Genomic DNA, 20809 nt, shown 5'->3' with positions numbered 1-20809 from the left:
GGTGGTTATGGGTCCCTGCTTTCGCAGGGACGACAGCGAGTGATTGTAGGATGGGTTGAGCGCAGCGATACCCATCATCTCTCCGCGCGCGTTGATAAAAGTGATGGGTATCGCTGCGCTCAACCCATCCTACGAACTACTGGAACGCCACCTCGGCAAAGCTGCGCAGCTTGCGCGAATGCAGGCGCTCGGACTTCTCGTGCTTCAGCCGCTCGAGCGCGCGCAGGCCGATCTCGAGATGCTGGCCGACGCGCTGGCGGTAGAACTCGCTGGCCATGCCCGCGAGCTTGATCTCGCCGTGCAGCGGCTTGTCGGAGACGCAAAGCAGCGTGCCGTAGGGCACGCGGAAGCGATAGCCATTGGCGGCGATCGCGGCCGATTCCATGTCGAGAGCGACGGCGCGCGATTGCGACAGCCGCCGGATGACTGCGGGGCCGCCGATCTCCCAATTGCGGTTGTCGACGCTGGCGACGGTGCCGGTGCGCATCAGCCGTTTCAGCTCGAAGCCCGAAAGCCCGGTGACATCGCCAACGGCGCCTTCCAGTGCAACCTGCATCTCGGCCAGCGCGGGGATCGGCACCCATAACGGCAGCTCGTGATCGAGCACATGGTCCTCGCGGACATAGCCATGCGCCAGCACGTAGTCGCCGAGCCGCTGCGTGTTGCGCAGGCCCGCGCAGTGTCCGAGCATCAGCCACGCATGTGGCCGCAGCACCGCAACGTGATCGGTGACGTTGCGCGCGTTCGACGGGCCGATGCCGACATTGATCAGGGTGATGCCCTGATACCCCGGCTCGACCAGATGATAGGCCGGCATCTGCGGCGTGCGGGCGGGCACCGTTCCGGTGGTGCCGCCGCCCAGGCGCTGGCTCTGCGTGATGACATTGCCGGGCGCGACGAAGGCATCGGGACCGGCCTGGCCCGAGGCGAGCCGCTGCAGGCATAGTTGCTGGAACGCGTCGATGTAGAACTGATAGTTGGTGAAGATCACGTAGTTCTGGAAATGCTCCGGGTCCGTGCCGGTGTAGTGGTAGAGTCGGCGCAACGAGTAGTCGACCCGCGCGGCGCGGAACAGCGACAGCGGCTCGGGATCGTCGGGCGCAAGCTCGAATGTGCCGTCGGCGATGGCATCGTTCATGACCGCGAGATTCGGCGTGTCGAACACGTCGCGCAGCGAGCGCATCACCAGAGCCGGATCGTCATTGCTGCGCGCGCCCTCGATGTTGATGTCGCGCCGATAGGCGAAATGCAGCGGGATCGGCTCGCCCGAGACGCCGATCTCGACCGGCCGGCCATGATTCTCGATCAGCAGCCGAATCTGCTCGGTCAGATAGACCCGAAACAGGTCGGGTCGTGTCACGCTGGTTTGGTGCACGCCGGGACGCGCGACGAAGCCATAGGAGAGGCGCGAATCGACCCGCGCATGCGTCGAGGTCGTGATCCGGACGAACGGATAGTGCGCGCGCAGGCGCGTTCCGAACGTCGCGCCATTGGCATATTGCTCGAAATGATCGCGCAGGAACTTGGTATTGCGCTCATAGATCTCTTCGAGCCGGGCGACGGCCGCCGCGGCGTCGGTGAAGGCTTCGGTGGTGAAGGCTTGCGGTGTCTGAATGCCTGTTGTCATGGGCGGAACGTGTTTGCTTGAGGATTGCTCGGCCTGATGATTCAGGAGTGTAGCACAGGCGCGCGATGTGCGGTTGGTGGTGCGAAGAGCCCGGCTGCCTCTGATCCCTCGTGTGGGGAACGAAGGCAAGTTTCCGGTGAGACGCCTAAGCGCCGCAACATCGTCGGTGTCGTCCCGGGCAAGCGCTTAGCGCGCCGACCCGGGACCCATACTCACCGCATTACGTTTTGCGAAGGCTGGAGCGACATCTACTTTTTGCAACGGCTCTTGGTGGATCTGAGTCCCGCCGTGCGCCGGTCGACGGTAGAGTGTGGCCATACACGCGCCTGGAGGTACCGAACGGGCAAGCACGCATGCGAGCCATGCACAAATTGCCCGTCGTGTTAACTTGTCGCAGGCGGTGCGACTTGCCTCGTCGGGCAAATCACTCGGATACTTCCGGCCGTCTCGACCCGATACGAGGGGCGTTTCGCGATCGTCACGAACGTTGGGTCGAAGATGCGATGGCGTGTCGGAATTGCAGCGCGCATTTCGCGAGCGGACGAACAGTTCTGAGAGGACGGCGAAATCGTATGGTCCTGGCATCCCGGTGCTGATGCCTGCGCAATGCGCGGAGCGCGCATTGTCGCAAACGGGGGCAAGACAGCCGATCCCCGGGGAGAGTACGTATAAGCGGTAACACCATCGCGCAGGGAAGGCCGGGTTGTCTCGGCTGAGCCTGTGGTTCCTGCCCCGTGCATTTTCTCACGCACGGGGGCCGCGGGTGCCAGCCGGCATCCGGTCTTCCCTGCGCCCTCTATCTCAGGAGGGTCAAATTGACGGATATAGCTCGGGCGTATCACGCCGCGAGATCGCGGAGGCTCGTCTCTATGTTGTTTGACATGTGAATCTGCGACCGTGCTGGAACGCAATGCGTGTCGCTCACGCGAGCAGGGTGGACGCGGCCGGGTGATGGCGCGCACTGCTCGGGCTCGCCGAGTGCAAAATTGGGATGAAAAATGGGCGCGGACTGCTATCCGATCCGCCTGATCGCCAGCACCTCGCTGCCGCTCGCATTGATGCGCGCGATGGCGCCACGCAAGCTCTCGATCGCGGTTGCCATGTGAAACGCGTTGGCGTGCACGATCGTCTCGGCATCGCGCACGATCGCGACGTGGCCCTTCCAGAAGATCAAGTCGCCACGCTGCGGCTTGCGCGCTTCCTCATCGGACAACGCACGCCCGAGGGCAGCAAGCTGCATGTCGCTGTCGCGCGGGCAGGCGATGCCGGCTGCATTCAGCGAGATCTGCACCAGGCCGGAGCAATCGATGCCGAGACTGCTCTTGCCACCCCAAAGATAGGGCGTGCCGATGAAACGCTCGGCGACCGCGACATAGTCGGGCTCGATTGCACCAAGCGGAGCGACGTGTTGCTTCGGCACGAACCAGCCCTCCGAGGTCACAGCGAAGCTGTCGTCCTCACGGGTGACGATGACTTGCGAGCCCAGCACCAGGGTCTCGGCCGGCGGCAGCTTGATCGATGGTCCGGGAAACGCGAAGGTCCTGATAGCGCTGACTTTGTGCGTCGGCGACATTGCCGGCCTTGCGAGCGCGGCCTCCGGCAGCCAGCCGACATAGTTGTCGGCTTCGAGTTGGCCCCAGGCCCAGCCCTCACTGTCGCGATCGTAGATGGCGACGCGTTCGCCGCGCAGCGCCTGGGTCAACAGGCCCGCGCCTGCGAACGGCCGCTCGCGCACCGGCGCGATCGCATCGGACACCACGAAGGTCTCGCCCTCGACGAAGCGCACCGCTTCCACCTGGCCCTCGAGGAATTTGGCGGCGATGTCGCCGCGAGCCGGCGTCAGGCGCGGATCAGCCATAGCGTTCGCTCAAGAGCTTGTAGAGCGCACGCGCGCCCTGGCATTCGCCGCCTTCGGGACGGCCGGGCTTTGCCGAGGGCGTCCAGGCGAAGATGTCGAGATGCAGCCAGCTCCTGGCGTGCTCGACGAAGCGCTGCAGGAACAGCGCGCAGGTGATCGAGCCGGCGAAGCCGCCTGACGGCGCGTTGTTGATGGTGGCGACCTTGGAATCGAGCCAGGAATCGTAAGGCGCCCACAGCGGCATCCGCCACAGCGGATCGTGCTCGGCCATCGCACAGCGCGCGACGTCCGCGGCGAGTGCCTCGTCCCGGGTGTAGAACGGCGGCAGATCAGGTCCGAGCGCGACGCGGGCGGCGCCCGTCAGCGTGCCCATGTCGATCAGAAGTTCGGGCGTCTCTTCGTCGGCGAGCGCCAGCGCGTCGGCGAGGATCAGCCGTCCCTCCGCATCGGTGTTGCCGATCTCGACCGTGATGCCCTTGCGTGAGCGGAAGACGTCGAGCGGACGGAAGGCATTGCCGGCGACCGCGTTCTCGACCGCGGCGATCAGCACGCGCAGGCGCACCTTCAGCCCGGCGTCCATCACCATCTGCGCCAGCGCCAGCACGTTCGCCGCGCCGCCCATGTCCTTCTTCATCAGCAGCATGCTGCTCGATGGCTTGAGATCGAGGCCGCCGGTGTCGAAGCAGACGCCCTTGCCGACCAGCGTCACCTTGGGATGCGAGGCGTCACCCCAGACGATCTCGATCAGCCGTGGCGCGCGCGGCGAGGCCATGCCGACGGCGTGGATCAGTGGAAAATTCTGTCGCGTCAGCTCGTCGCCGACGATGGAATTGAATTGCGCGGCATGGCGCCCGGCGAGCTGCTTCGCGGCGGCCTCGAGCTCGGCAGGGCCCATGTCGTTGGACGGCGTGTTGATGAGGTCGCGGGCAAGTGTGGCGGCCTCCACCATGCGCGTCAGCTCCGCGGCATCGACATCGTCAGGCGGCACCAGCCTGACCTCGGGCGCGTCGCCCTTGCGATAGCGGGTGAAGCGATAGCTGCCGAGCGCAAAGCCGAGCGCGGCGAGGCGGGCATCATGCGGGCCGTTGGCGAAGCGGTAGGTTCCCGCCGGCAGCAGGCCGGGCAGACTGCCGGCGCGGAACGGGTCGCGATGGCGTGCGGTATCGTCCTCGAGGCCGAACAGCACCTGCGCGATCCGGCCTTCGGCTGAGGGCAGGATCAGGACGGCGCCCGGTTTGGCGGCATAGCCATTGGCGTCGGCGAATTGCCGCTCCAACGCAGGCAATGAATCGCGGATCGCGGGCCAGCTTGCCTTGGTGGCGAAGGTGATAGGGATGGCCGACGACGTGGTCGCGGTCTCAAAGATCGATGGCATGCCGGATGAGGTCCTTCGGGCAGGCAGAGCGGATTCGGACTGCAGTTTGCAGAGTTTGGCCGCGGCTGCAATCGCTCGCCACCGCACTATGTCAGGTTCCGGGCGCATGATGGCAGCCCAAAATGGCTGATGAAAGGACGCGGGTCATGATCCTTGAAACCTATCTGCGATGCTTCGTCGACGCCGGCGCCCTCGATCATACCGTCGCGTTCTACAAGGCGCTGCTCGGTGGCGAGCAGACGCTGCGCTTTGCCTATCCCGAAACCGGGCTCGAGCTTGCCGCGGTGTCGTCGCCGCGCCTGTCGGTGCTGGTGATCGCGGGCGAGGCTAGCCGGCGCAAGCCGTTCGAGGCGACGGTGCTGACCATCAAGGTGTCGAGCCTTGCGCATTACGCGGACATTCTGCGCGCAAACGGCGCCGTGCAGCTCGATCCGATCCAGCGAACGCCGGTCGGGCAGAAGATGCGCTACCGGCACGCCGACGGGCTTACGATCGAATATGTCGAGCACGACGCGTGACGCCGGAGACATCCGGACAAGCTTCGAGGCCGGCAGGAATGGCAGCGTTAACCCGCCGTTAGCGTTAACCGTTTATTGCTGGCGCAATCGGGTTCGGCCCGTTCGCTTTGCAAAAGTCCGTGTGACATGCGTCAGCAGCCCCATTTCGTCAGGCTTCTCTCATCAGTTGCGCTGATCGCCGTCATCGCGGCTGGTCTTGGCGGTTGCCAGACCATGTCCGATGTCACAGGCTCGCTCGGCATGAGGTCGGAGTCGCCGCCACCGGCTTCGCCGCAGCGCGCGGTCGAAGTCTACGGCGATCGCTATCGCGCCAATCCCAGGGATGCCGACGCCGCTGTCGCCTATGGCCAGGCATTGCGCGCCAACGGGCAGCGCGAGCAGGCGGTTGCCGTACTCGAGCAGGCGACGCTGGCCAATCCCGGCAACAAGGCGGTGCTTGCGGCCTATGGCCGGGCGCTTGCCGACAACGGCAATTTCAAGCTGGCATTCGACGTGCTGTCCAAGGCGCACACGCCCGCCAATCCGGATTGGCGGATCCTGTCGGTGCAGGGCACCGTTCTCGACCAGATGGGGCGTCACGACGAAGCGCGGCGCTACTACGACAGCGCGCTCAAGATCGCGCCCGGCGAGCCGACCGTGCTGTCCAATCTCGGCATGTCCTACATGCTCTCTAAGGATCTGCCGAAGGCGGAAGAAGCGTTGCGCCAAGCCTATGCGTCGCAGAAGGCGGACGCGCGCGTCAGGCAGAATCTCGCGCTCGTGGTCGGCCTGCAGGGCCGCTTCGGCGAGGCCGAGAGCATTGCCAAGGCCGACCTGCCGCCCGATGAGGCGGCAGCAAATGTCGCCTATCTCAAGGAGATGCTGAAGGGCGGCAATAACAGGCCGCAGCCCGGCCGCGGCAACGTTCCGATGGCCTCGCTGGCTCAGCCCGAGTAATCCGAACTCTCATCGAGAGAGCAGGCGGCGGCAGGTCTCGACGAACACCTCGGCGCCGGTGACGATGTCATCATCCGCGGTGTTCTCGGTCCAGTGATGACTGATGCCGCCGATCGAGGGCACGAACAGCATGCCGGCCGGCATGATCGCGGAAAGAAACTGCGCGTCGTGACCGGCGCCGCTCGGCATGCGCAGTGACTTGCCGGCGGCCAGGCTCGCGCTCGCCGCCTCGATCGCATCCTGGAAGTTGCCGTCCATCAGTGCCGGCGCCCCTCGCCTGAGACGTTCGACAGCAACCTTACAGGGCCCCCTCGCGGTGGCCTCAGTGGCCATCTCATGCAGCAGCCGTTCCAGCCGGTCGATCACGGCAGGATCGTCGTCGCGCATCTGGAATAGCATTTCGGCGCGGCCGGGAATGATGCTCGGCGCACCCGGATCGAGGGTGATGCGGCCGGTGGTCCACACGGTGCGCAGGCCGCAGGCGGTCGGAAAGCGCTCGTCGATCGCGACGCAGAATTTCGCCAGCGCCAGGCCTGCGTCCTTGCGGATCGCCATCCGCGTCGTGCCGGCATGGTTCTGCTCGCCGGTGAAAGTGATGCGGTACTGCCAGATGCCGACGATCGAGGTGACGATCCCGATCTTGAGGCGCTCGCGTTCCAGCGTCTCGCCCTGCTCGATATGCGCCTCGAGATAGCCGATGTGCCGGCCGCGCTCGGCGGTCAGGCGCGGCCGACCTGCGAGACCGGCACGGGCCAGCGCCTCTCGCATCGGCTCCTGGTCGGTCCGGTTGCGCGCGGCGTCGATCTCGGCCTCGCCAACCTCGCCGACATAGGAGCGGCTGCCGAGGAAACTGCCGAAATGCCCCTCCTCGTCGCACCAGGACGCCACCTCGACGGCACCATTGATTGAAGGATCGGGATTGAGCACGCGCGCGGCTTCGAGCGCATAGACCACGCCGAGCGGGCCGTCGAGCCAGCCGGCGTAGTTCTGGCTCTCCAGGTGCGATCCCGCCAGCAGCTTGCGTCCCGGCTTGGTGCTGGTGCCGAGCACATTGCCGATGCCGTCGATGGTGGCCGCGAGCTGCGCCTCAGGCAGGCGCTGCTCCAGCCAGCGCAGCGACGCCAGATGGGGCTCGGAGAAGGTCGGTTTGTGGACGCCGGTCTTGTAGGTGCCGAAGCCGCGGAGCGTGTTGAGATCGGCAAGGACGCGTGCGCCGTCAGCGCGGGGATGGTCGGACATGGAGCAAACCTCGATCATGCTCCATAACGATTGGCAGGATGCAGCCGCATCCCGCAAGCTGATTCTTTGCGCGCCGGTGTTCCGGCGCCTGCCCAGCACGGGCCGCTACTGCATCGCGGCGACCTTGATTCCGGTCGGTCCGAGAATCACCACGAACAGCACCGGCAGGAAGAACACGATCATCGGCACCGTGAGCTTCGGCGGCAGCGCGGCCGCCTTCTTCTCCGCCTCGTTCATGCGCATGTCGCGATTTTCCTGCGCCATCACGCGCAAGGATTGGCCGAGCGGGGTGCCGTAGCGCTCGGACTGCTGCAGCGCGAGGCAGACCGACTTGACGCCGTCGAGACCGGTGCGCTTCGCCAGGTTCTCATAGGCGATCTTGCGGTCCTGCAGGTAGGACAGCTCGGCGGTGGTCAGCGTGAACTCTTCCGACAGCGCGATCGACTGGCTAGCGATCTCGGTCGAGACCTTGCGGAAGGCGGCCTCGATCGACATGCCGGATTCGATGCAGATCAGGAGCAGGTCGAGCGCGTCGGGGAAGGCGCGGCGGATCGAGAGCTGACGTTTGGAGATCGCGTTGCGCAGGAACAGCATCGGGGCCTGCAGGCCGGCATAGGCCGCGCCGACGCAGATGCCGATCTTGACCGGCAGGGTTTTTTGCAGGTGGGAGATCACGAAGACGTACAGCACGGCGCCGATGAAGAGCACGATCGGCGTCACTGCGCGGGCGAACAGGAAGGTGACGTAGGGCGCCTGGCCGCGATAGCCGGCCATGACAAGCTTTTCGCGGGCGGCCTCCTGCGCCAGCCATTTGGTCAAGTTGAAGTCCTCGACCACGCGCGACACCAGCTGCTTGGGCGTCTGGCGCAGCGAGACCTTCTCGCCGGCGTTCATCCGCTCGCGCTCGCGCTGGCGAATCCGTTCGCGCTCGCTGGCCACCGCCTTCATGCGCTTGTTGAGGTTTTCGCCGGCGAACAGCGGCATGACCAACGTATAGACCGTTGCGGCCGCCGCGATGGCGGCGAACAGCATGGTCATGAAATGCGGGTCATGAAGCTTGGCGGAGAGAAGATCGATCATGACGCGCCCCTAGAAGTCGAAGTTGATCATCTGTTTCATGACGAAGATGCCCATCGACATCCAGATCAAGCAGCCGACAAGCATCAGCTGGCCCGTGGGGTGGGTCCACAGCAGCGAGATGTAGTCGGGCGTAGTGAGATAGACCAGGAACATCACGATCGGCGGCAGCGAGCCGATGATGCCGGCAGAGGCCTTGGCTTCCATCGACATCGCCTTGATCTTCTCGGACATTTTTTTGCGGTCGCGCAGCACCTTTGACAAATTGCCCAGTGCTTCGGACAGATTGCCGCCGGACTTCTGCTGGATGGCGACAACGATGCCGAAGAAGTTCGCCTCCGGCACCGGCATGCGCTCGTAGAGCCGTGCGCAGGCCTCGCCGAGCGGCATGCCGATGGCCTGGGTTTCGATGATGGCGAGGAATTCGCTGCGCAGCGGCTCCGGGGAATCGGCGGCGACCACCTTGATCGACTCGAACAGCGGCAGGCCGGCCTTGATGCCGCGGACGATGACGTCGACAGCGTCGGGCAGCGCCTTGAGAAACGCTTTTTCGCGGCGCTTTTTCAGGAAGCCGAGCAGCCAGCGCGGCAGACCGAAGCCCGCGGCAAAGCCGAGGCCGAGCGAGCCGAGCGGACCGCCGCCGGCGAAGAATGCGCCGACAAGCACCACCGCGCCGAAGATGCCGGAGATGATCCAGAATTTCTGCGTCGACCAGTCGAGGCCGGCCTGCGTGATGCGGACGCCGAGCGAGACTCTGTTCTGCTTCTGGGCGCGCGCTTCGAGGTCCTTGAGCGAGGATTCGACCTGTTCGCGGCGCGAGCGCTGAGTCTTCTCGGCCTGTCGCGCCACGGGCTCCTGCTTGGCGACCGAGCTGCGACGCTGCTCGGCCTTCCGCTCGCCCGACAGCAGCGGATAGAGGAACACCCAGCAGACGCCGCCGATCGCCGTGGCGGCGAGGAAGGCCAGCGCGAGAACCTGCATATTCATGGCCGTCTCCCTTAGTCCTTGCTGGCGACCTCGGCGGCGTCGAGCGCCGCGGCGAGCCGCTTCTCCTCGCCGTAGTAACGCGCACGATCCCAGAAGCGCGGTCGACCGATGCCGGTCGAGCGGTGCCGGCCGATGATCTTGCCGTTCGCGTCCTCGCCGATCATGTCGTAGAGGAAGATGTCCTGGGTGATGATGGTGTCGCCTTCCATGCCCATCACCTCGGTGATGTGGGTGATGCGGCGGGAGCCGTCGCGCAGGCGTGCAGCCTGGATGATGACGTCGATCGAAGCGCAGATCATCTCGCGAATGGTACGAGAAGGAAGCGAAAAGCCGCCCATGGTGATCATGGATTCGCAACGCGACAAAGCTTCGCGCGGATTGTTGGCGTGCAGCGTGCCCATCGAGCCGTCATGGCCCGTGTTCATGGCCTGCAGCAGGTCGAAGGCTTCGGGGCCGCGGACCTCGCCGACGATGATGCGTTCGGGACGCATACGCAGGCAGTTGCGCACCAGCTCGCGCATCGTGACCTGACCTTCGCCCTCGATGTTGGGGGGTCGCGTTTCCAGCCGCACCACATGAGGCTGCTGCAACTGGAGCTCGGCGGCGTCCTCGCAGGTGATCACGCGCTCGTCGTGGTCGATATAATTGGTTAGGCAGTTCAGCAGCGTGGTCTTGCCCGAGCCGGTACCGCCTGAGATCAGCACGTTGCAGCGGCTGCGGCCGATGATCTGCAGGATCTCGGCGCCTTCCGGCGTGATTGCGCCGAACTTGACGAGCTGATCGAGCGTCAGCTTGTCCTTCTTGAACTTACGAATGGTGAGCGCCGGGCCGTCGATCGCCAGCGGCGGCACGATGGCGTTGACGCGCGAGCCGTCGGCGAGGCGGGCGTCGCAGATCGGCGAGGATTCGTCGACGCGACGGCCGACCTGGCTGACGATGCGCTGGCAGATATTAAGGAGCTGCTGATTGTCGCGGAAGCGGATGCCGGTGCGCTGAATCTTGCCGGCGACTTCGATGTAGACGACGCCCGCACCGTTGACCATGATATCCGCGATGTCGTCACGCGCAAGCAGCGGCTCGAGCGGACCGTAACCGAGGACGTCGTTGCAAATGTCGTCGAGCAGCTCTTCCTGCTCGGCGATCGACATCACGATGTTCTTGATCGCGATGATCTCGTTGACGATGTCGCGGATTTCCTCGCGCGCCGACTCGCCGTCGAGCTTGGCGAGCTGGGCGAGGTCGATCGCCTCGATCAGCGCACCGAAGATCGTCGCCTTGACCTGATAGTAATTATCGGAGCGCCGTGTCTCGACCACCGGCGGCGGAGGAGGCGGCTGCCGGGTCGGCGCGAGCGGCGGCGAGGCCATCGCCGGCGTTGTCGCCGCACGAACGGGGGCGCTCGCCGCCAGAGGGGCGGGTTCGGGGGCCGGTGCCGGCGCGGCGGGCCGCAGGGCCCTGGTGTCGCCGTCTAATCCGCTACGCTTACCAAACACGACTTAGCACTCCACGCAGTAGCTATTTCGACCGCAGTTTCTCGATCAGCGGGCTCAGGAAAGAGCCTTTCGGCTTCTTGGTCTCGCTGCGGCCGGTGAGACGTTGCGCCATATGGAGAAACATCTCGGTGGTCTTGTGATTGGCGGAGATCTCCGCGATCATCTGGCCATTGTTCGCCGCGGCTCCGAAGATCTGGGGTTCGAACGGGATCGTCGCGATCGGCTGACTCTCGATCGCCTTGGCGAATTCGCCTGCATTGATCTCCGGACGTTTCGGGATGCCGACCTGATTGAGACAGTAGAGCGGCATGCGGTCATTCGGGCGTGCCGCCTTCAAGAGGTCGAAGATGTTCTTGGTGTTGCGCAGCGAAGCGAGATCGGGTGCCGCAACGATCAGGATATCGTCAGCCCCGATCAATGCGCGCTTGGTCCAGCCCGCCCATTGATGAGGAATGTCGAGCACGATGCAGGGCATCGTGGCGCGCAGCGTGTCGAAGATCGCGTCGAACGCCTCGGTGCCGAAATCGTAGACCCGATCGAGTGTCGCCGGCGCCGCCAGCAGGCTTAGGTGATCGGTGCACTTCGACAGCAGGCGATCCATGAACGCAGTGTCGATGCGGTCCGGCGAGAACACCGCGTCCGCGATCCCCTGCGGCGGATCCTGGTTGTAGTCCAGACCCGCAGTGCCGAAGGCGAGATCGAGATCGGCGACCACGGAATCCATCGCCAAGTCCCGTGCGATCGCCCAGGCCACGTTGTGTGCGATGGTCGAGGCGCCGACGCCGCCCTTGGCTCCGACGACGGCAACGATGCGACCGACGGCCTTGGCTTCAGGCGCCGAGAACAGGTTGCAGATCGAGCGGACGACGTCGAGCGGCGTCACCGGTGCCAGCACGTAGTCGCTGACGCCCCTGCGCACCAGCTCCCGATACAGCGTGACATCGTTGACGCGGCCGATCACCACGACACGGGTGCCGGGGTCGCAGACGGTCGCGAGCTGGTCGAGGCCGGCCAGGATGTCGGAGCGGGCGTCGGTCTCCAGGACGATGACGTTCGGCGTCGGCGCGGAACGGTAGGCCTCGATCGCAGCGGCCATGCCGCCCATCTGCACCTTGAGATGGGCCTTGCCGAGCCGACGGTCCTCGCCGGCAGCCTGCACGGTGGCGGCGGTCTCGACGGTGTCGCAGAAGGCCTGCACCGACACGCGCGGCGCAGGTGCGATGTGATCGGCGGCCGGCGGCGGCAGGACGTCCGTCTGCTCCTCTTTGGTCTGTCGGGCGTAGCTGATCATTGACCTACACTGCTCAGTTTGGCCTTGTCGGCTTCGGGATAAGTCACAGAAGTTGCCGTTGCCTTGCGGTATTTCTCGAATTGTGCCGTCCGCCGTTCGGTATAGGGCGGTGTCTCAGCCCGCGGCTGCACCAGGTCGGCCGGGTTGTCGACCATCGCAGCCATGTTGCGCTGATAGGCGCAGCCGAAATTGTAGTAGGAGCGGTTCTCGAAATAGCTCTTGTTCTTGATCGAAGGACCAAGATCCTCCGGCCAGACCCCACAGGGGCCCGCCGTCGCCGTCATCCGGGGATAGCTCAGGCGGATGGCGGCGAGCTGATGCGGGTCCTTCGGCTTATAGCTGCGCACGGTGACGCCGCGCGGCGGCACGCCGGCCGACGCGAACAGGGACCGGATCTCGCGCATCGTGTCCGCCGCCGCCCGCGCGTTCGGAGTGTCGACCGGCACGTCGGCGCTGATCGCACCGGTGCCTTCGTGCATCCAGGTCCGCGCCAGACCCATGACGTCGGCACGCTGCTCGGCGGTCAAGCCGCCCCGACCTTGACCGACGAAAACCACGATAGAGTCGTTGCTTTCCTGGACCGCGATCGGATGACGCTGCCGGTAATCCTCCGGTATGCTCGCGGTCACGACGGCGTCGTTGGTGTGGTTGCAGGCGCCGAGCGCCACCGCAAGTCCGGTCAGGACCAAGGCCATGCGCAGGCGCTGGTTGCGAGCGCGGGAATAACTTTCTGTCATAGGTGCAAATCCTCGTCCCAAGCTCAGTCCGTGATGAAGCCGTAAGTGCCGCGGTAGGAGCGTCCGGCTTCGGTGCGGCCGGGCACGCCATAGATGCGGTTGATGTTGCCGAGCAGCTCGGCTTGCGGATCAGAGGCGGCGGCGAAGCCGTCATCCGGGCGCGACAGGTCCTTTTGCGCGACCGCGCGCACGACATAGGGCGTCACCAGCACCATCAGCTCGGTCTGGTTGTTGACGAAGTCGCGGCTGCGGAACAATGCGCCAAGGACGGGCAATTGCATCAGGCCCGGCATGCCGTTGACCGCGAGCTTGGTCTGATTCTGGATCAGGCCGGCCATCGCCATCGCGCCGCCGGAGGGAATCTCCAGCGTCGTTTCCGCGCGGCGAGTCTTGATGGCGGGGATGGTGAGCGAGTTCGTGCTGGACGAGGAGACCGCCTGCGACACGGTGATCGCGTTGTCGTTCGACAGCTCGGAGACCTCGGTCATGACCCGCATCGATATGCGGCCCTCGCTCATTACCACGGGCGTGAAGTTGAGCGAGATACCGAACTTCTTGAAGCTGATCTGTGTGGTACAGACATGCGTGGTGGGATCGCAGGAATAGCCAGCCGGAATAGGGAACTCGCCGCCCGCGATGAAGGTCGCAGATTCACCCGATATCGCGGTGAGGTTTGGCTCGGCCAGCGTCCGGATCACGCCTGCGCTCTCCATCGCCCGCAGCGTGGCGGTGACCGACGGCGTTGCGCCGAGCGCCGCGCTGACGGCGTTACCGGAGACGAGGTTCTTGCCGTTGGCCGTGAACGGATTGGCGTTGGCAAAATTCACCACCGCCGTGCCGTAATTGAGCTGGCCCGACAGGTCGATGCCGAGTTGCTTGATGATCGAGCGCGCGACCTCGGCGACGGTGACCTTCAGCATCACCTGGTCGCGGCCGCGCACCGCGATGTTGTTGACGACCTTGTCGGCGCCGCCAGCGACGCGCGCGGCGAGGTCGCCCGCCTGCTGCGCCTCGATCTGGGTCGCGGCCGATCCGGAAAGGACCACGCCATCGCCGAGGCCGTCGATCTGGATGTCGGCATCGGGCAGGAGCTGCTTCAACGCCGCGCGGGCGCCGTTGAGGTCGCGCTTGACCGCAATGTCATAGGCGGCGATCTGCTGGCCCTGCGCATCGAAGAAGACGATGTTGGTCTGGCCGACGGTGGCGCCGATGATGTAGGCGCGCTGCGCGGAGCGGACCACGGCGTTGGCGATTTTGGGATCGGCGACCAGCACATCCTTGATGTCGCGGGGCAGATCGATCACGATCGACTTGCCGATGCCGAGCGACAGAAAACGGGCATTCATCTGGCCGTCTGCGGCAGCCGGCACCGCCGCGCGGTAGTCGGCCGCGATCACGGGCGCGATGGCCGGATTCAGCGTGAGCGCCGCCGCGGCCGAAAACGACAGCGCACGGACCAGCCAGGTCCGCTTCATCCGCTGATTTTCGCTGCTTTTCATCACGGTCGTCCTCACTTTGTCGTCTGCGTCGTCATCGTGCTGGCAACGCCGTAACGAACAACGGCAATGCGCGTGCCACTGGTTTCATCGATCCTGATTTCGGCGACGTTGACGTCTGCGATGGAGCGCAGCGCCAGCGACAGCGAGCCGGCCGAGCGCGCCGCCATCAGCGTCGAAGTCTGATCAGGTCGCAGCTCCAGCGTGACCGTCTTGCCGACAACGGTGGTCTGGCCGTCCTTTTCCTTGGGCGCCTGATCGATCGCGAGCACGCGGATGTTCGCCAGAATGATCTCGGAGGTGGAGATGTCGGGTTGGTCGGGACGGTCCGGATTCTTCTGCCGGCGCGTCAGCAGCACGTCGACGCGGTCGTTCGGGAGAATGAACCCGCCGGCGCCGGTTTCCGGCGAAATCTCGGTCGAGACCGCGCGCATGCCGGTCGGCAGGATCGCCGCCATGAAGCCGGAGCCGTCGGCCTTGACCAGCTTCTGCTCGCGGATCGGCTCGCCTGCAATGAATGGGGCGCGCGCGATCGATCCAGCCAGCTGATTGGTTGCGTCAGGCCGGTCGTTGCGTTTGATGAAGGTGTTGCTCGCGGTCGCCGATGGCCAGCTCTGCCATTGCATGTCCTCGGGCTTGACCGACTGGCCGAGGCTGATGTCGGATTTGGCGACGAGAACGTCGACTGTCGGCAACTGGACGACCGGTGCGGCCGTCGGAGGCGGCTTGTCCGATCCACTCGCGAGAAAGGCGGCAATGCCGCCGGCGCCCAGAGCGATGGCCAGGACGACAATGCGTGCGGTATTCATACGCTTCACTTTCCACATTACGCCGCGACGCTTGCGTCGCCGTGATGGGAGTTGAGCAGTTATTCGTCAAAGCATGGTTAATGAGGCGTATCCAAATCGCCTTAACGCCGCGTTGATACGCGCAGGACACACGTCGCGCGTCGGCACGGCGACGCATGCCGGGGGCAGCGCGAAGGCGCGGATGGACCAGGGAAGAAAGACTAATGCGCGATGAAGCGGCCGAGGTCGACGGCCTTCACCCAGTCGGTCTCGGGATAGATCATCAGGGCGCCGATCGCGAGCGCGATACCGTAGGGGATGCCGCTCTCTTTCGCATGCAGTCGCGCCAGCCAAGGCTGCCTGGCGAGTGCGAAAGGCAAGGGCCACTGGCGGAACTGCAGCAGCAGGAGCGTCAACGCTCCGCCGAACAACGAGGCGTAGAGCAGGTAGTTCACCAGATGCGGAAAGCCGAACCACAGCGCGGCCGCCGCGGCAACCTTGGCATCCCCGCCGCCGATCCAGCCGAATGCGAAGCAGGTGAATGCCACCACGAGCAGGAGGGCACCGGCAGCCAGATGCGAGAGCAGATCATGCATGCCCATGCCGCCGAGCAGCGCGAGCGCCAGGAAGCCGGCGGCGAGCGCGAGCGACACCCGGTTCGAGATCGTCATGGTGAAAAGGTCGCTGGCGGCGGCGAACGCCATCAGGGCAGGAAACAGCAGAAGATGTGCGAGGTCGAGGATCATAGGGCCTTCGCGTCGTTCGGCCGGCGCGAGTTGCGTCCGCGGACAGAAGTCTAACGGCAAGAGATAAATGATCGGAAAACAGCCCGTTCGCGACGTCCGCCGGCAGGCGCGTGCTCACCAGACGCTGGCGATGCGGAGCGCGAGCGTGACGATCGACAAGGCGAGCGCGATGCACACCAGGCGCGTCGGCGCGTGGATCAGGACGGCGGCTTCCTTCATGGCGGCGGCGGACGCAACGGGCTTACGCATTCGAAAAACTCACTGGCAGCAGAATTGAGAAGATCGAGAGCGAGGCGATCCAGGCCGAAACAATAAAGGCCCCGGGACAGCCGGGGCCTTTTTTGCTCGGTCGCAGGATTCGCTTACTTCAGCGAGTTGTTGATCGAGGTGAACTTACCGCTCAGCTGGGTGCCGAGGCCGTTCACCGCAGCGATGATCGCGAGCGAAATGCCGGCGGCGATCAGGCCGTACTCGATGGCGGTCGCGCCGGACTCATCCTTCATGAAACGAGCAAGAAGATTCTTCATAGGGTAACTCCATGTACACGTGGCTGGTCGAACTAGGTCTGGTCGTTCGGCGTTCTCAGCACCGTGACCATGGCGCCACCGTAGGAGCCGACAATTTCGGCGTAGTTAATTCGATCGCGCAAAGACGGCTCGAAATCGCTGTTCTTGCGCAGAGTAAATTTACGATGAAAACGTCACCGACAATTGCATGGATCATGATATCGCGCCCCGCTGCTTCACTCTCTAAAGTCCGCAGCTGCACGCGCATCCGTGAAGGGCTGCTTCACGGCTCCTTAAGGGCAGAGGAGTAGGGCTTTGGCAAGCTCTTGCGATGAGGCGCGTTATGTCCAGTCTGCCGATGGAAGTCGTTGTCATGCTCGGCGAAACCATCGAGAAGGTGCTGCCGGTCACGATCGTGCTGGCCCTCATCTTCTCGGTGCCGAGCTATTTCTGGGCGTGCAATCCCGGCAAGCCGTGGTGGCGCAAGCGCGAGATCGTCACCGATGTCGTCTACTGGTTCTTCGCGCCGCTGTTCGGTCGCGTGCTGCGGATCGGCCTGTTGGTGATCGGCGCGAGCGTCGTCTTCGGAATTCACGATGCCGACGATCTGATCGCCTTCTACGACAACGGGCACGGTCCGCTGGCGCAGCTGCCGCTATGGCTGCAGGCGATGCTGTTTCTCGTGCTGTCCGACTTCATGCTGTACTGGACGCATCGGATCTTCCATGACGGCGGCTTCTGGAAATATCACGCCGTTCATCATTCCTCCGAGGAGGTCGAGTGGATCTCGGCGGCGCGCTTCCACCCGGTGAACCTGCTGCTCGGTACCATCGCTGTCGACGTGATCTTGTTGATGGCCGGCATCTCGCCGAACGTGATGATCTGGGTCGGCCCGTTCAACACTTTCCATTCTGCGTTCGTGCACGCCAACCTGAACTGGACGCTCGGGCCGTTCAAATGTGTGCTGGCCTCGCCCGTGTTCCATCGTTGGCACCACACGCCTGCCGATGACGGCGGCAACACCAATTTCGCCGGCACCTTCCCGATCTGGGATGTTTTGTTCGGCACCTTCCGGATGCCGGACGGGCGGCTGCCGGACGGCTATGGCAAGGACGAAGCGGAGATGCCGGGCGAGTTCATCGGTCAGGTCGCGTTTCCGTTCCGCCGTTGATGCGGGTTTTCAAGGAAATGCGCCGCCGTTTGCGGATCATTCACCAATTGAGAGCAGATTCGGCGCGTCGGGCGCCGTCACCGCTGCGTATCGCTTGAGACGGCTTGTACATGCCCCGGGGTGCTAGAATGGCGTTGAGTTTCCTGCGTCTGCGTTTTCGCGGTCCTCTCTGGTTCGGACTTCGCGCGTTTGCGCTTGGCGCGCTGCTGTGGCCGGCCAGTGCGCTTGCCGATCCGGTCGATCCGCCGCCTGCGATCGCGGTCAATGTCGATCAGGCCAAGCTCGTCAAGCTGCCGGATCGCGTGGCGACCATCGTGGTCGGCAATCCGATGATCGCCGACGTGACGCTGCAGAACGGCGGCATTCTGGTGGTGACGGGCAAGGGCTACGGCGCCACCAATTTCATCGCCATGGACCGCTCCGGCCAAATCCTGATGGACCAGCAGATCCAGGTCTCGGGACCGACCGATCAGCTCGTCACGGTCTATCGCGGCGTCGATCGTGAGACCTACAGCTGCATGCCGATCTGCCAGAAGCGTGTCACGCTCGGCGATGCCGACGGCTATTTCAAGCAGGTGATGGACCAGTCCGGCTCGCTGTCGGGCCAGGCCGCCGGCAGCGCAGCAAAAACAAACTGATCACTTTCTTCTTTTTCGGCAGCTCCGCCGCGAGTCGCTAAGGCTCGCGGCGTTCTTGCGCCAAGGCAGTCTGGTTAAGGCTGCGTTAAGTCCTCGTGCCATTCGGTTTCCCTTGTGGGAAACGCTTCGCCAAGAAGTTTCGGCTATCTCCTTCATTGAAATTGATGGCCCTGCACTGGATGAGCCGATGACTTCGTCCGTTCCCTCGCCCGCATCCCGTCGCGGACTGCTGCGCCGCTTCCGCCGTAACCGCCGGGCGTCGGCCGCAGTGGAATTTGCACTGGTTGCTCCGCTTTTCTTCGCACTGCTGTTCGCGATCATCGAGACCGCGCTGATGTTTTTCGCCAACCAGGTGTTGGAGACCGCCACGCAGGATTCGGCGCGCATGATCTTCACCGGGCAGGCGCAACAGGCGTCCTACACACAGGCGCAGTTTACGACCTACGTCTGCAGCCGAATCCCCGCGCTGTTCGATTGCAACAGCATCTGGATCGACGTGGAGAGCGCCTCGTCGGCTTCAGCCGTCAACGTCAACGATTGCACGGACAATGGCGGCAACTTCGTCACCCCCAAATACAGCCCGGGCGGCGCCGGAGACATCGTGGTGGTGCAGCTCTGCTACAAATGGCCGATCTTCGTGACCGGGCTCGGCTACGACATCGCGAACCTGGGCGGCGGCAAGCGGCTGATGCGAGCAAGCGCCGCCTTCAAGAACGAACCATTTACGTCCGGGCCATGACCAGGAATCCTCCGATGACACCGACCGTCAGGACCAGCGCGCCTCGTCGCTCCTTGCGACGCCTGCTTCGCGATTGGGCGGCGGATTGCCGCGGGATCGCCGCCACCGAATTCGCCTTCATCGTCCCGCTGATGCTGGTGCTGTTCTTCGGCACAGTCGAATTCTGCTCGGCGATCGCGATCAATCGGAAGGTATCGCTGACGGCGCGCACCTTGTCGGACCTGACCTCTCAATCCACCTCGATCAACAGCAGCGATGTGGCGGCGTTCTTTCTGGTCGCGAGCAAGATCATCTGGCCCTACCCGATGGCGCAGCCAAATCCTTTTTTCGCGTCGCCGGTGAGTGGCACCATCACAGAGCTCTATGTCGACCCGACCACGCATAAGGCTCGCGTGCAGTGGAGCACGGGAACGGCGCCGCTCACCGCAGGAAACATTGTCAGCACCGTGCCGAGCGCGCTGCTGGTCGATGGCAGCTACCTGATCTACAGCCAGGTCAGCTACACATATACGCCGACGGTCGGCTGGGTCATGGCCAAAGGGGGCATCACCTTGAGCGACATCGCCTTTACACGGCCGCGCCAATCGAGCTGCGTGCTCTTTAGCGGTATCGACACCACGAACTGCCCGCAGAGGTAGGCGACAAGCGGAGGCCGGAGCGATCGGCTTCAGAAGGCCTCACAGAAGAGTCCCGATAGGCAGATCCGAATAGAAAAGGCCGTGCGGAGCACGGCCTTTTCCGTATCGGGTTCGGCTTCGGGCCGCGGCTCGCCGCGGCATGCTTTTAGTTCGCGGCGCGCAGATTGTCGGCCGACGACTTGCCGGAACGGCGGTCGGCAACGATCTCGTAGGAGATCTTCTGGCCTTCGCGCAGCGTGCCGAGACCGGCGCGCTCGACGGCGCTGATGTGCACGAACACGTCGTTGCCGCCGTCATCCGGCTGAATGAAGCCATAGCCCTTGGTCGCGTTAAACCACTTCACGGTTCCCATGCTCACGGGGGTAGTCCCTTCTCAGATATCAAATGTCGTAACCCACATCCGTGGGTTGGTTAGATCGAATTTTTGGAAGGGTCGTCAGCGTCTGAACCGGCTGTACCGGTAATAGCTAATCTCGTCCGGCCGAAAATCGATTGCGGTACATATTATGGGAAATAGGCTCCCAAAACAATCCTGAGCTGCGTCAGGCGCACGACTTTTTTACGCATCGGGCGTAAAGCCCGGTGCGCTCAGCCTTGCGACACCAACCTCTCATGGAGGGCGGCAGGAATGGCCGCCTCCAATTGGCTCAATATCTAGCGGCGGCGGAACTGGCCACCCCGCTGGGCTCCGCGCGGCGGTCCGCCGGGCGTGCTCGGTCGTTCGTCCTTGTGACGGAAGATCAGGCGTCCCTTTTCCAGGTCATAGGGCGACATCTCCACCGTCACCCGGTCGCCAGCCAGCGTCTTGATGCGGTTCTTCTTCATCTTGCCCGCGGTGTAGGCAACGATCTCGTGCCCGGCGTCGAGCTGCACGCGATAGCGCGCATCGGGTAGAATTTCGGTGACCAGCCCTTCGAACTGGATCAGCTCTTCCTTAGCCATGTCTCTC

General features: G+C 64.2%; 22 protein-coding genes. 6 read left to right on the top strand and 16 right to left on the bottom strand.

What is annotated here, in order from left to right:
- Nucleotides 1-136 precede the first annotated feature (136 nt).
- The 3 genes from P6U24_RS34360 to P6U24_RS34350 form a co-directional block, all read right to left on the bottom strand.
- Nucleotides 137-1627 (bottom strand): AMP nucleosidase, encoded by a 1491-nt coding sequence (locus P6U24_RS34360; protein ID WP_407156817.1) that lies wholly within the window; start codon nucleotides 1625-1627, stop codon nucleotides 137-139.
- Between the two features lie 1012 nt (nucleotides 1628-2639).
- Nucleotides 2640-3485, bottom strand: coding sequence for a C40 family peptidase (locus P6U24_RS34355; RefSeq protein ID WP_407156816.1), 846 nt, complete (start codon nucleotides 3483-3485; stop codon nucleotides 2640-2642).
- The gene (locus P6U24_RS34350; protein WP_407156815.1) at nucleotides 3478-4860 is read right to left on the bottom strand and encodes a leucyl aminopeptidase family protein; all 1383 of its coding nucleotides are present in this window, start codon (nucleotides 4858-4860) and stop codon (nucleotides 3478-3480) included. Before P6U24_RS34350 ends, P6U24_RS34355 begins: the two co-directional genes overlap by 8 nt.
- A 146-nt stretch (nucleotides 4861-5006) precedes the next feature.
- Here P6U24_RS34350 and P6U24_RS34345 point away from each other — a divergent pair, with 146 nt between their 5' ends.
- Both P6U24_RS34345 and P6U24_RS34340 read left to right on the top strand, forming a co-directional pair.
- Nucleotides 5007-5378 (top strand): VOC family protein, encoded by a 372-nt coding sequence (locus P6U24_RS34345; RefSeq protein WP_407156814.1) that lies wholly within the window; start codon nucleotides 5007-5009, stop codon nucleotides 5376-5378.
- A 126-nt stretch (nucleotides 5379-5504) separates the two neighbouring features.
- Nucleotides 5505-6314: a tetratricopeptide repeat protein gene (locus tag P6U24_RS34340; protein WP_407156813.1), complete on the top strand. Its 810-nt coding sequence runs from the start codon at nucleotides 5505-5507 to the stop codon at nucleotides 6312-6314.
- 9 nt (nucleotides 6315-6323) lie between these two features.
- Here P6U24_RS34340 and P6U24_RS34335 read toward each other — a convergent pair whose 3' ends face one another.
- The 11 genes from P6U24_RS34335 to P6U24_RS34285 all read right to left on the bottom strand — a co-directional run bounded on the left by P6U24_RS34335 (nucleotide 6324) and on the right by P6U24_RS34285 (nucleotide 16695).
- A complete protein-coding gene (locus tag P6U24_RS34335; protein WP_407156812.1) occupies nucleotides 6324-7553 on the bottom strand; it encodes a Zn-dependent hydrolase in 1230 nt (409 codons plus the stop codon).
- Between the two features lie 105 nt (nucleotides 7554-7658).
- Nucleotides 7659-8633, bottom strand: coding sequence for a type II secretion system F family protein (locus tag P6U24_RS34330; protein WP_407156811.1), 975 nt, complete (start codon nucleotides 8631-8633; stop codon nucleotides 7659-7661).
- A 9-nt stretch (nucleotides 8634-8642) separates the two neighbouring features.
- Nucleotides 8643-9617, bottom strand: a complete 975-nt coding sequence (locus tag P6U24_RS34325; protein ID WP_407156810.1) for a type II secretion system F family protein — start codon at nucleotides 9615-9617, stop codon at nucleotides 8643-8645.
- An 11-nt stretch (nucleotides 9618-9628) separates the two neighbouring features.
- Complete coding sequence (locus P6U24_RS34320; RefSeq protein ID WP_407156809.1) at nucleotides 9629-11110, bottom strand: CpaF family protein; 1482 nt, start codon at nucleotides 11108-11110, stop codon at nucleotides 9629-9631.
- 22 nt (nucleotides 11111-11132) lie between these two features.
- Nucleotides 11133-12401 (bottom strand): CpaE family protein, encoded by a 1269-nt coding sequence (locus tag P6U24_RS34315; RefSeq protein ID WP_407156808.1) that lies wholly within the window; start codon nucleotides 12399-12401, stop codon nucleotides 11133-11135.
- Nucleotides 12398-13138: a CpaD family pilus assembly protein gene (locus P6U24_RS34310; RefSeq protein ID WP_407156807.1), complete on the bottom strand. Its 741-nt coding sequence runs from the start codon at nucleotides 13136-13138 to the stop codon at nucleotides 12398-12400. The genes P6U24_RS34315 and P6U24_RS34310 overlap by 4 nt, the downstream gene beginning before the upstream one ends.
- A gap of 23 nt (nucleotides 13139-13161) precedes the next feature.
- Entirely contained in the window at nucleotides 13162-14637 is a 1476-nt protein-coding gene (locus tag P6U24_RS34305; RefSeq protein WP_407156806.1) for a type II and III secretion system protein family protein, read from the bottom strand.
- A gap of 11 nt (nucleotides 14638-14648) precedes the next feature.
- Nucleotides 14649-15443, bottom strand: a complete 795-nt coding sequence (gene cpaB / locus P6U24_RS34300) for a Flp pilus assembly protein CpaB (protein ID WP_407156805.1) — start codon at nucleotides 15441-15443, stop codon at nucleotides 14649-14651.
- 200 nt (nucleotides 15444-15643) lie between these two features.
- A complete protein-coding gene (locus P6U24_RS34295; RefSeq protein WP_407156804.1) occupies nucleotides 15644-16168 on the bottom strand; it encodes a prepilin peptidase in 525 nt (174 codons plus the stop codon).
- Nucleotides 16169-16282: 114 nt separating this feature from the next.
- Nucleotides 16283-16417, bottom strand: a complete 135-nt coding sequence (locus tag P6U24_RS34290) for a hypothetical protein (protein ID WP_407156803.1) — start codon at nucleotides 16415-16417, stop codon at nucleotides 16283-16285.
- A gap of 113 nt (nucleotides 16418-16530) precedes the next feature.
- Nucleotides 16531-16695 carry a Flp family type IVb pilin gene (locus P6U24_RS34285; RefSeq protein WP_407156802.1) on the bottom strand — a complete coding sequence of 55 codons (165 nt, stop codon included), beginning with the start codon at nucleotides 16693-16695 and terminating at the stop codon, nucleotides 16531-16533.
- Nucleotides 16696-17017: 322 nt separating this feature from the next.
- On the opposite strand from P6U24_RS34285, the gene P6U24_RS34280 reads away from it, so the two are divergent.
- The 4 genes from P6U24_RS34280 to P6U24_RS34265 all read left to right on the top strand — a co-directional run bounded on the left by P6U24_RS34280 (nucleotide 17018) and on the right by P6U24_RS34265 (nucleotide 19860).
- On the top strand, nucleotides 17018-17845 hold the full coding sequence (locus P6U24_RS34280; RefSeq protein ID WP_407156801.1) for a sterol desaturase family protein: 828 nt from the start codon (nucleotides 17018-17020) through the stop codon (nucleotides 17843-17845).
- A 128-nt stretch (nucleotides 17846-17973) separates the two neighbouring features.
- Nucleotides 17974-18483, top strand: coding sequence for a pilus assembly protein N-terminal domain-containing protein (locus tag P6U24_RS34275; RefSeq protein ID WP_407156800.1), 510 nt, complete (start codon nucleotides 17974-17976; stop codon nucleotides 18481-18483).
- A 187-nt stretch (nucleotides 18484-18670) separates the two neighbouring features.
- Nucleotides 18671-19222 carry a TadE/TadG family type IV pilus assembly protein gene (locus tag P6U24_RS34270; protein ID WP_407160692.1) on the top strand — a complete coding sequence of 184 codons (552 nt, stop codon included), beginning with the start codon at nucleotides 18671-18673 and terminating at the stop codon, nucleotides 19220-19222.
- Nucleotides 19223-19236: 14 nt separating this feature from the next.
- Nucleotides 19237-19860, top strand: a complete 624-nt coding sequence (locus P6U24_RS34265) for a TadE/TadG family type IV pilus assembly protein (protein ID WP_407156799.1) — start codon at nucleotides 19237-19239, stop codon at nucleotides 19858-19860.
- 145 nt (nucleotides 19861-20005) lie between these two features.
- Here the strand turns inward: P6U24_RS34265 and P6U24_RS34260 are convergent, their stop codons facing one another.
- Both P6U24_RS34260 and infA read right to left on the bottom strand, forming a co-directional pair.
- On the bottom strand, nucleotides 20006-20218 hold the full coding sequence (locus P6U24_RS34260; RefSeq protein ID WP_006612155.1) for a cold-shock protein: 213 nt from the start codon (nucleotides 20216-20218) through the stop codon (nucleotides 20006-20008).
- A gap of 296 nt (nucleotides 20219-20514) precedes the next feature.
- On the bottom strand, nucleotides 20515-20802 hold the full coding sequence (gene infA / locus P6U24_RS34255) for a translation initiation factor IF-1 (RefSeq protein ID WP_006612154.1): 288 nt from the start codon (nucleotides 20800-20802) through the stop codon (nucleotides 20515-20517).
- Nucleotides 20803-20809 lie beyond the last annotated feature (7 nt).

This window comes from Bradyrhizobium sp. STM 3557, from assembly GCF_045571465.1.
Lineage (GTDB): Bacteria > Pseudomonadota > Alphaproteobacteria > Rhizobiales > Xanthobacteraceae > Bradyrhizobium.
This window is presented reverse-complemented; position numbering and strand designations above follow the sequence as displayed.

Bases quoted from the DNA above. Each gene is read 5' to 3' on its own strand.
- P6U24_RS34270 (WP_407160692.1), top strand. From the start codon at position 18,671: ATGACTTCGTCCGTTCCCTCGCCCGCATCCCGTCGCGGACTGCTGCGC.
- P6U24_RS34345 (WP_407156814.1), top strand. From the start codon at position 5,007: ATGATCCTTGAAACCTATCTGCGATGCTTCGTCGACGCCGGCGCCCTC.
- cpaB (WP_407156805.1), bottom strand. From the start codon at position 15,443: ATGAATACCGCACGCATTGTCGTCCTGGCCATCGCTCTGGGCGCCGGC.
- P6U24_RS34315 (WP_407156808.1), bottom strand. From the start codon at position 12,401: ATGATCAGCTACGCCCGACAGACCAAAGAGGAGCAGACGGACGTCCTG.
- infA (WP_006612154.1), bottom strand. From the start codon at position 20,802: ATGGCTAAGGAAGAGCTGATCCAGTTCGAAGGGCTGGTCACCGAAATT.
- P6U24_RS34355 (WP_407156816.1), bottom strand. From the start codon at position 3,485: ATGGCTGATCCGCGCCTGACGCCGGCTCGCGGCGACATCGCCGCCAAA.
- P6U24_RS34265 (WP_407156799.1), top strand. From the start codon at position 19,237: ATGACACCGACCGTCAGGACCAGCGCGCCTCGTCGCTCCTTGCGACGC.
- P6U24_RS34290 (WP_407156803.1), bottom strand. From the start codon at position 16,417: ATGCGTAAGCCCGTTGCGTCCGCCGCCGCCATGAAGGAAGCCGCCGTC.
- P6U24_RS34330 (WP_407156811.1), bottom strand. From the start codon at position 8,633: ATGATCGATCTTCTCTCCGCCAAGCTTCATGACCCGCATTTCATGACC.
- P6U24_RS34350 (WP_407156815.1), bottom strand. From the start codon at position 4,860: ATGCCATCGATCTTTGAGACCGCGACCACGTCGTCGGCCATCCCTATC.
- P6U24_RS34275 (WP_407156800.1), top strand. From the start codon at position 17,974: ATGGCGTTGAGTTTCCTGCGTCTGCGTTTTCGCGGTCCTCTCTGGTTC.
- P6U24_RS34285 (WP_407156802.1), bottom strand. From the start codon at position 16,695: ATGAAGAATCTTCTTGCTCGTTTCATGAAGGATGAGTCCGGCGCGACC.
- P6U24_RS34360 (WP_407156817.1), bottom strand. From the start codon at position 1,627: ATGACAACAGGCATTCAGACACCGCAAGCCTTCACCACCGAAGCCTTC.
- P6U24_RS34325 (WP_407156810.1), bottom strand. From the start codon at position 9,617: ATGAATATGCAGGTTCTCGCGCTGGCCTTCCTCGCCGCCACGGCGATC.
- P6U24_RS34340 (WP_407156813.1), top strand. From the start codon at position 5,505: ATGCGTCAGCAGCCCCATTTCGTCAGGCTTCTCTCATCAGTTGCGCTG.
- P6U24_RS34335 (WP_407156812.1), bottom strand. From the start codon at position 7,553: ATGTCCGACCATCCCCGCGCTGACGGCGCACGCGTCCTTGCCGATCTC.
- P6U24_RS34280 (WP_407156801.1), top strand. From the start codon at position 17,018: ATGTCCAGTCTGCCGATGGAAGTCGTTGTCATGCTCGGCGAAACCATC.
- P6U24_RS34295 (WP_407156804.1), bottom strand. From the start codon at position 16,168: ATGATCCTCGACCTCGCACATCTTCTGCTGTTTCCTGCCCTGATGGCG.
- P6U24_RS34305 (WP_407156806.1), bottom strand. From the start codon at position 14,637: ATGAAAAGCAGCGAAAATCAGCGGATGAAGCGGACCTGGCTGGTCCGT.
- P6U24_RS34310 (WP_407156807.1), bottom strand. From the start codon at position 13,138: ATGACAGAAAGTTATTCCCGCGCTCGCAACCAGCGCCTGCGCATGGCC.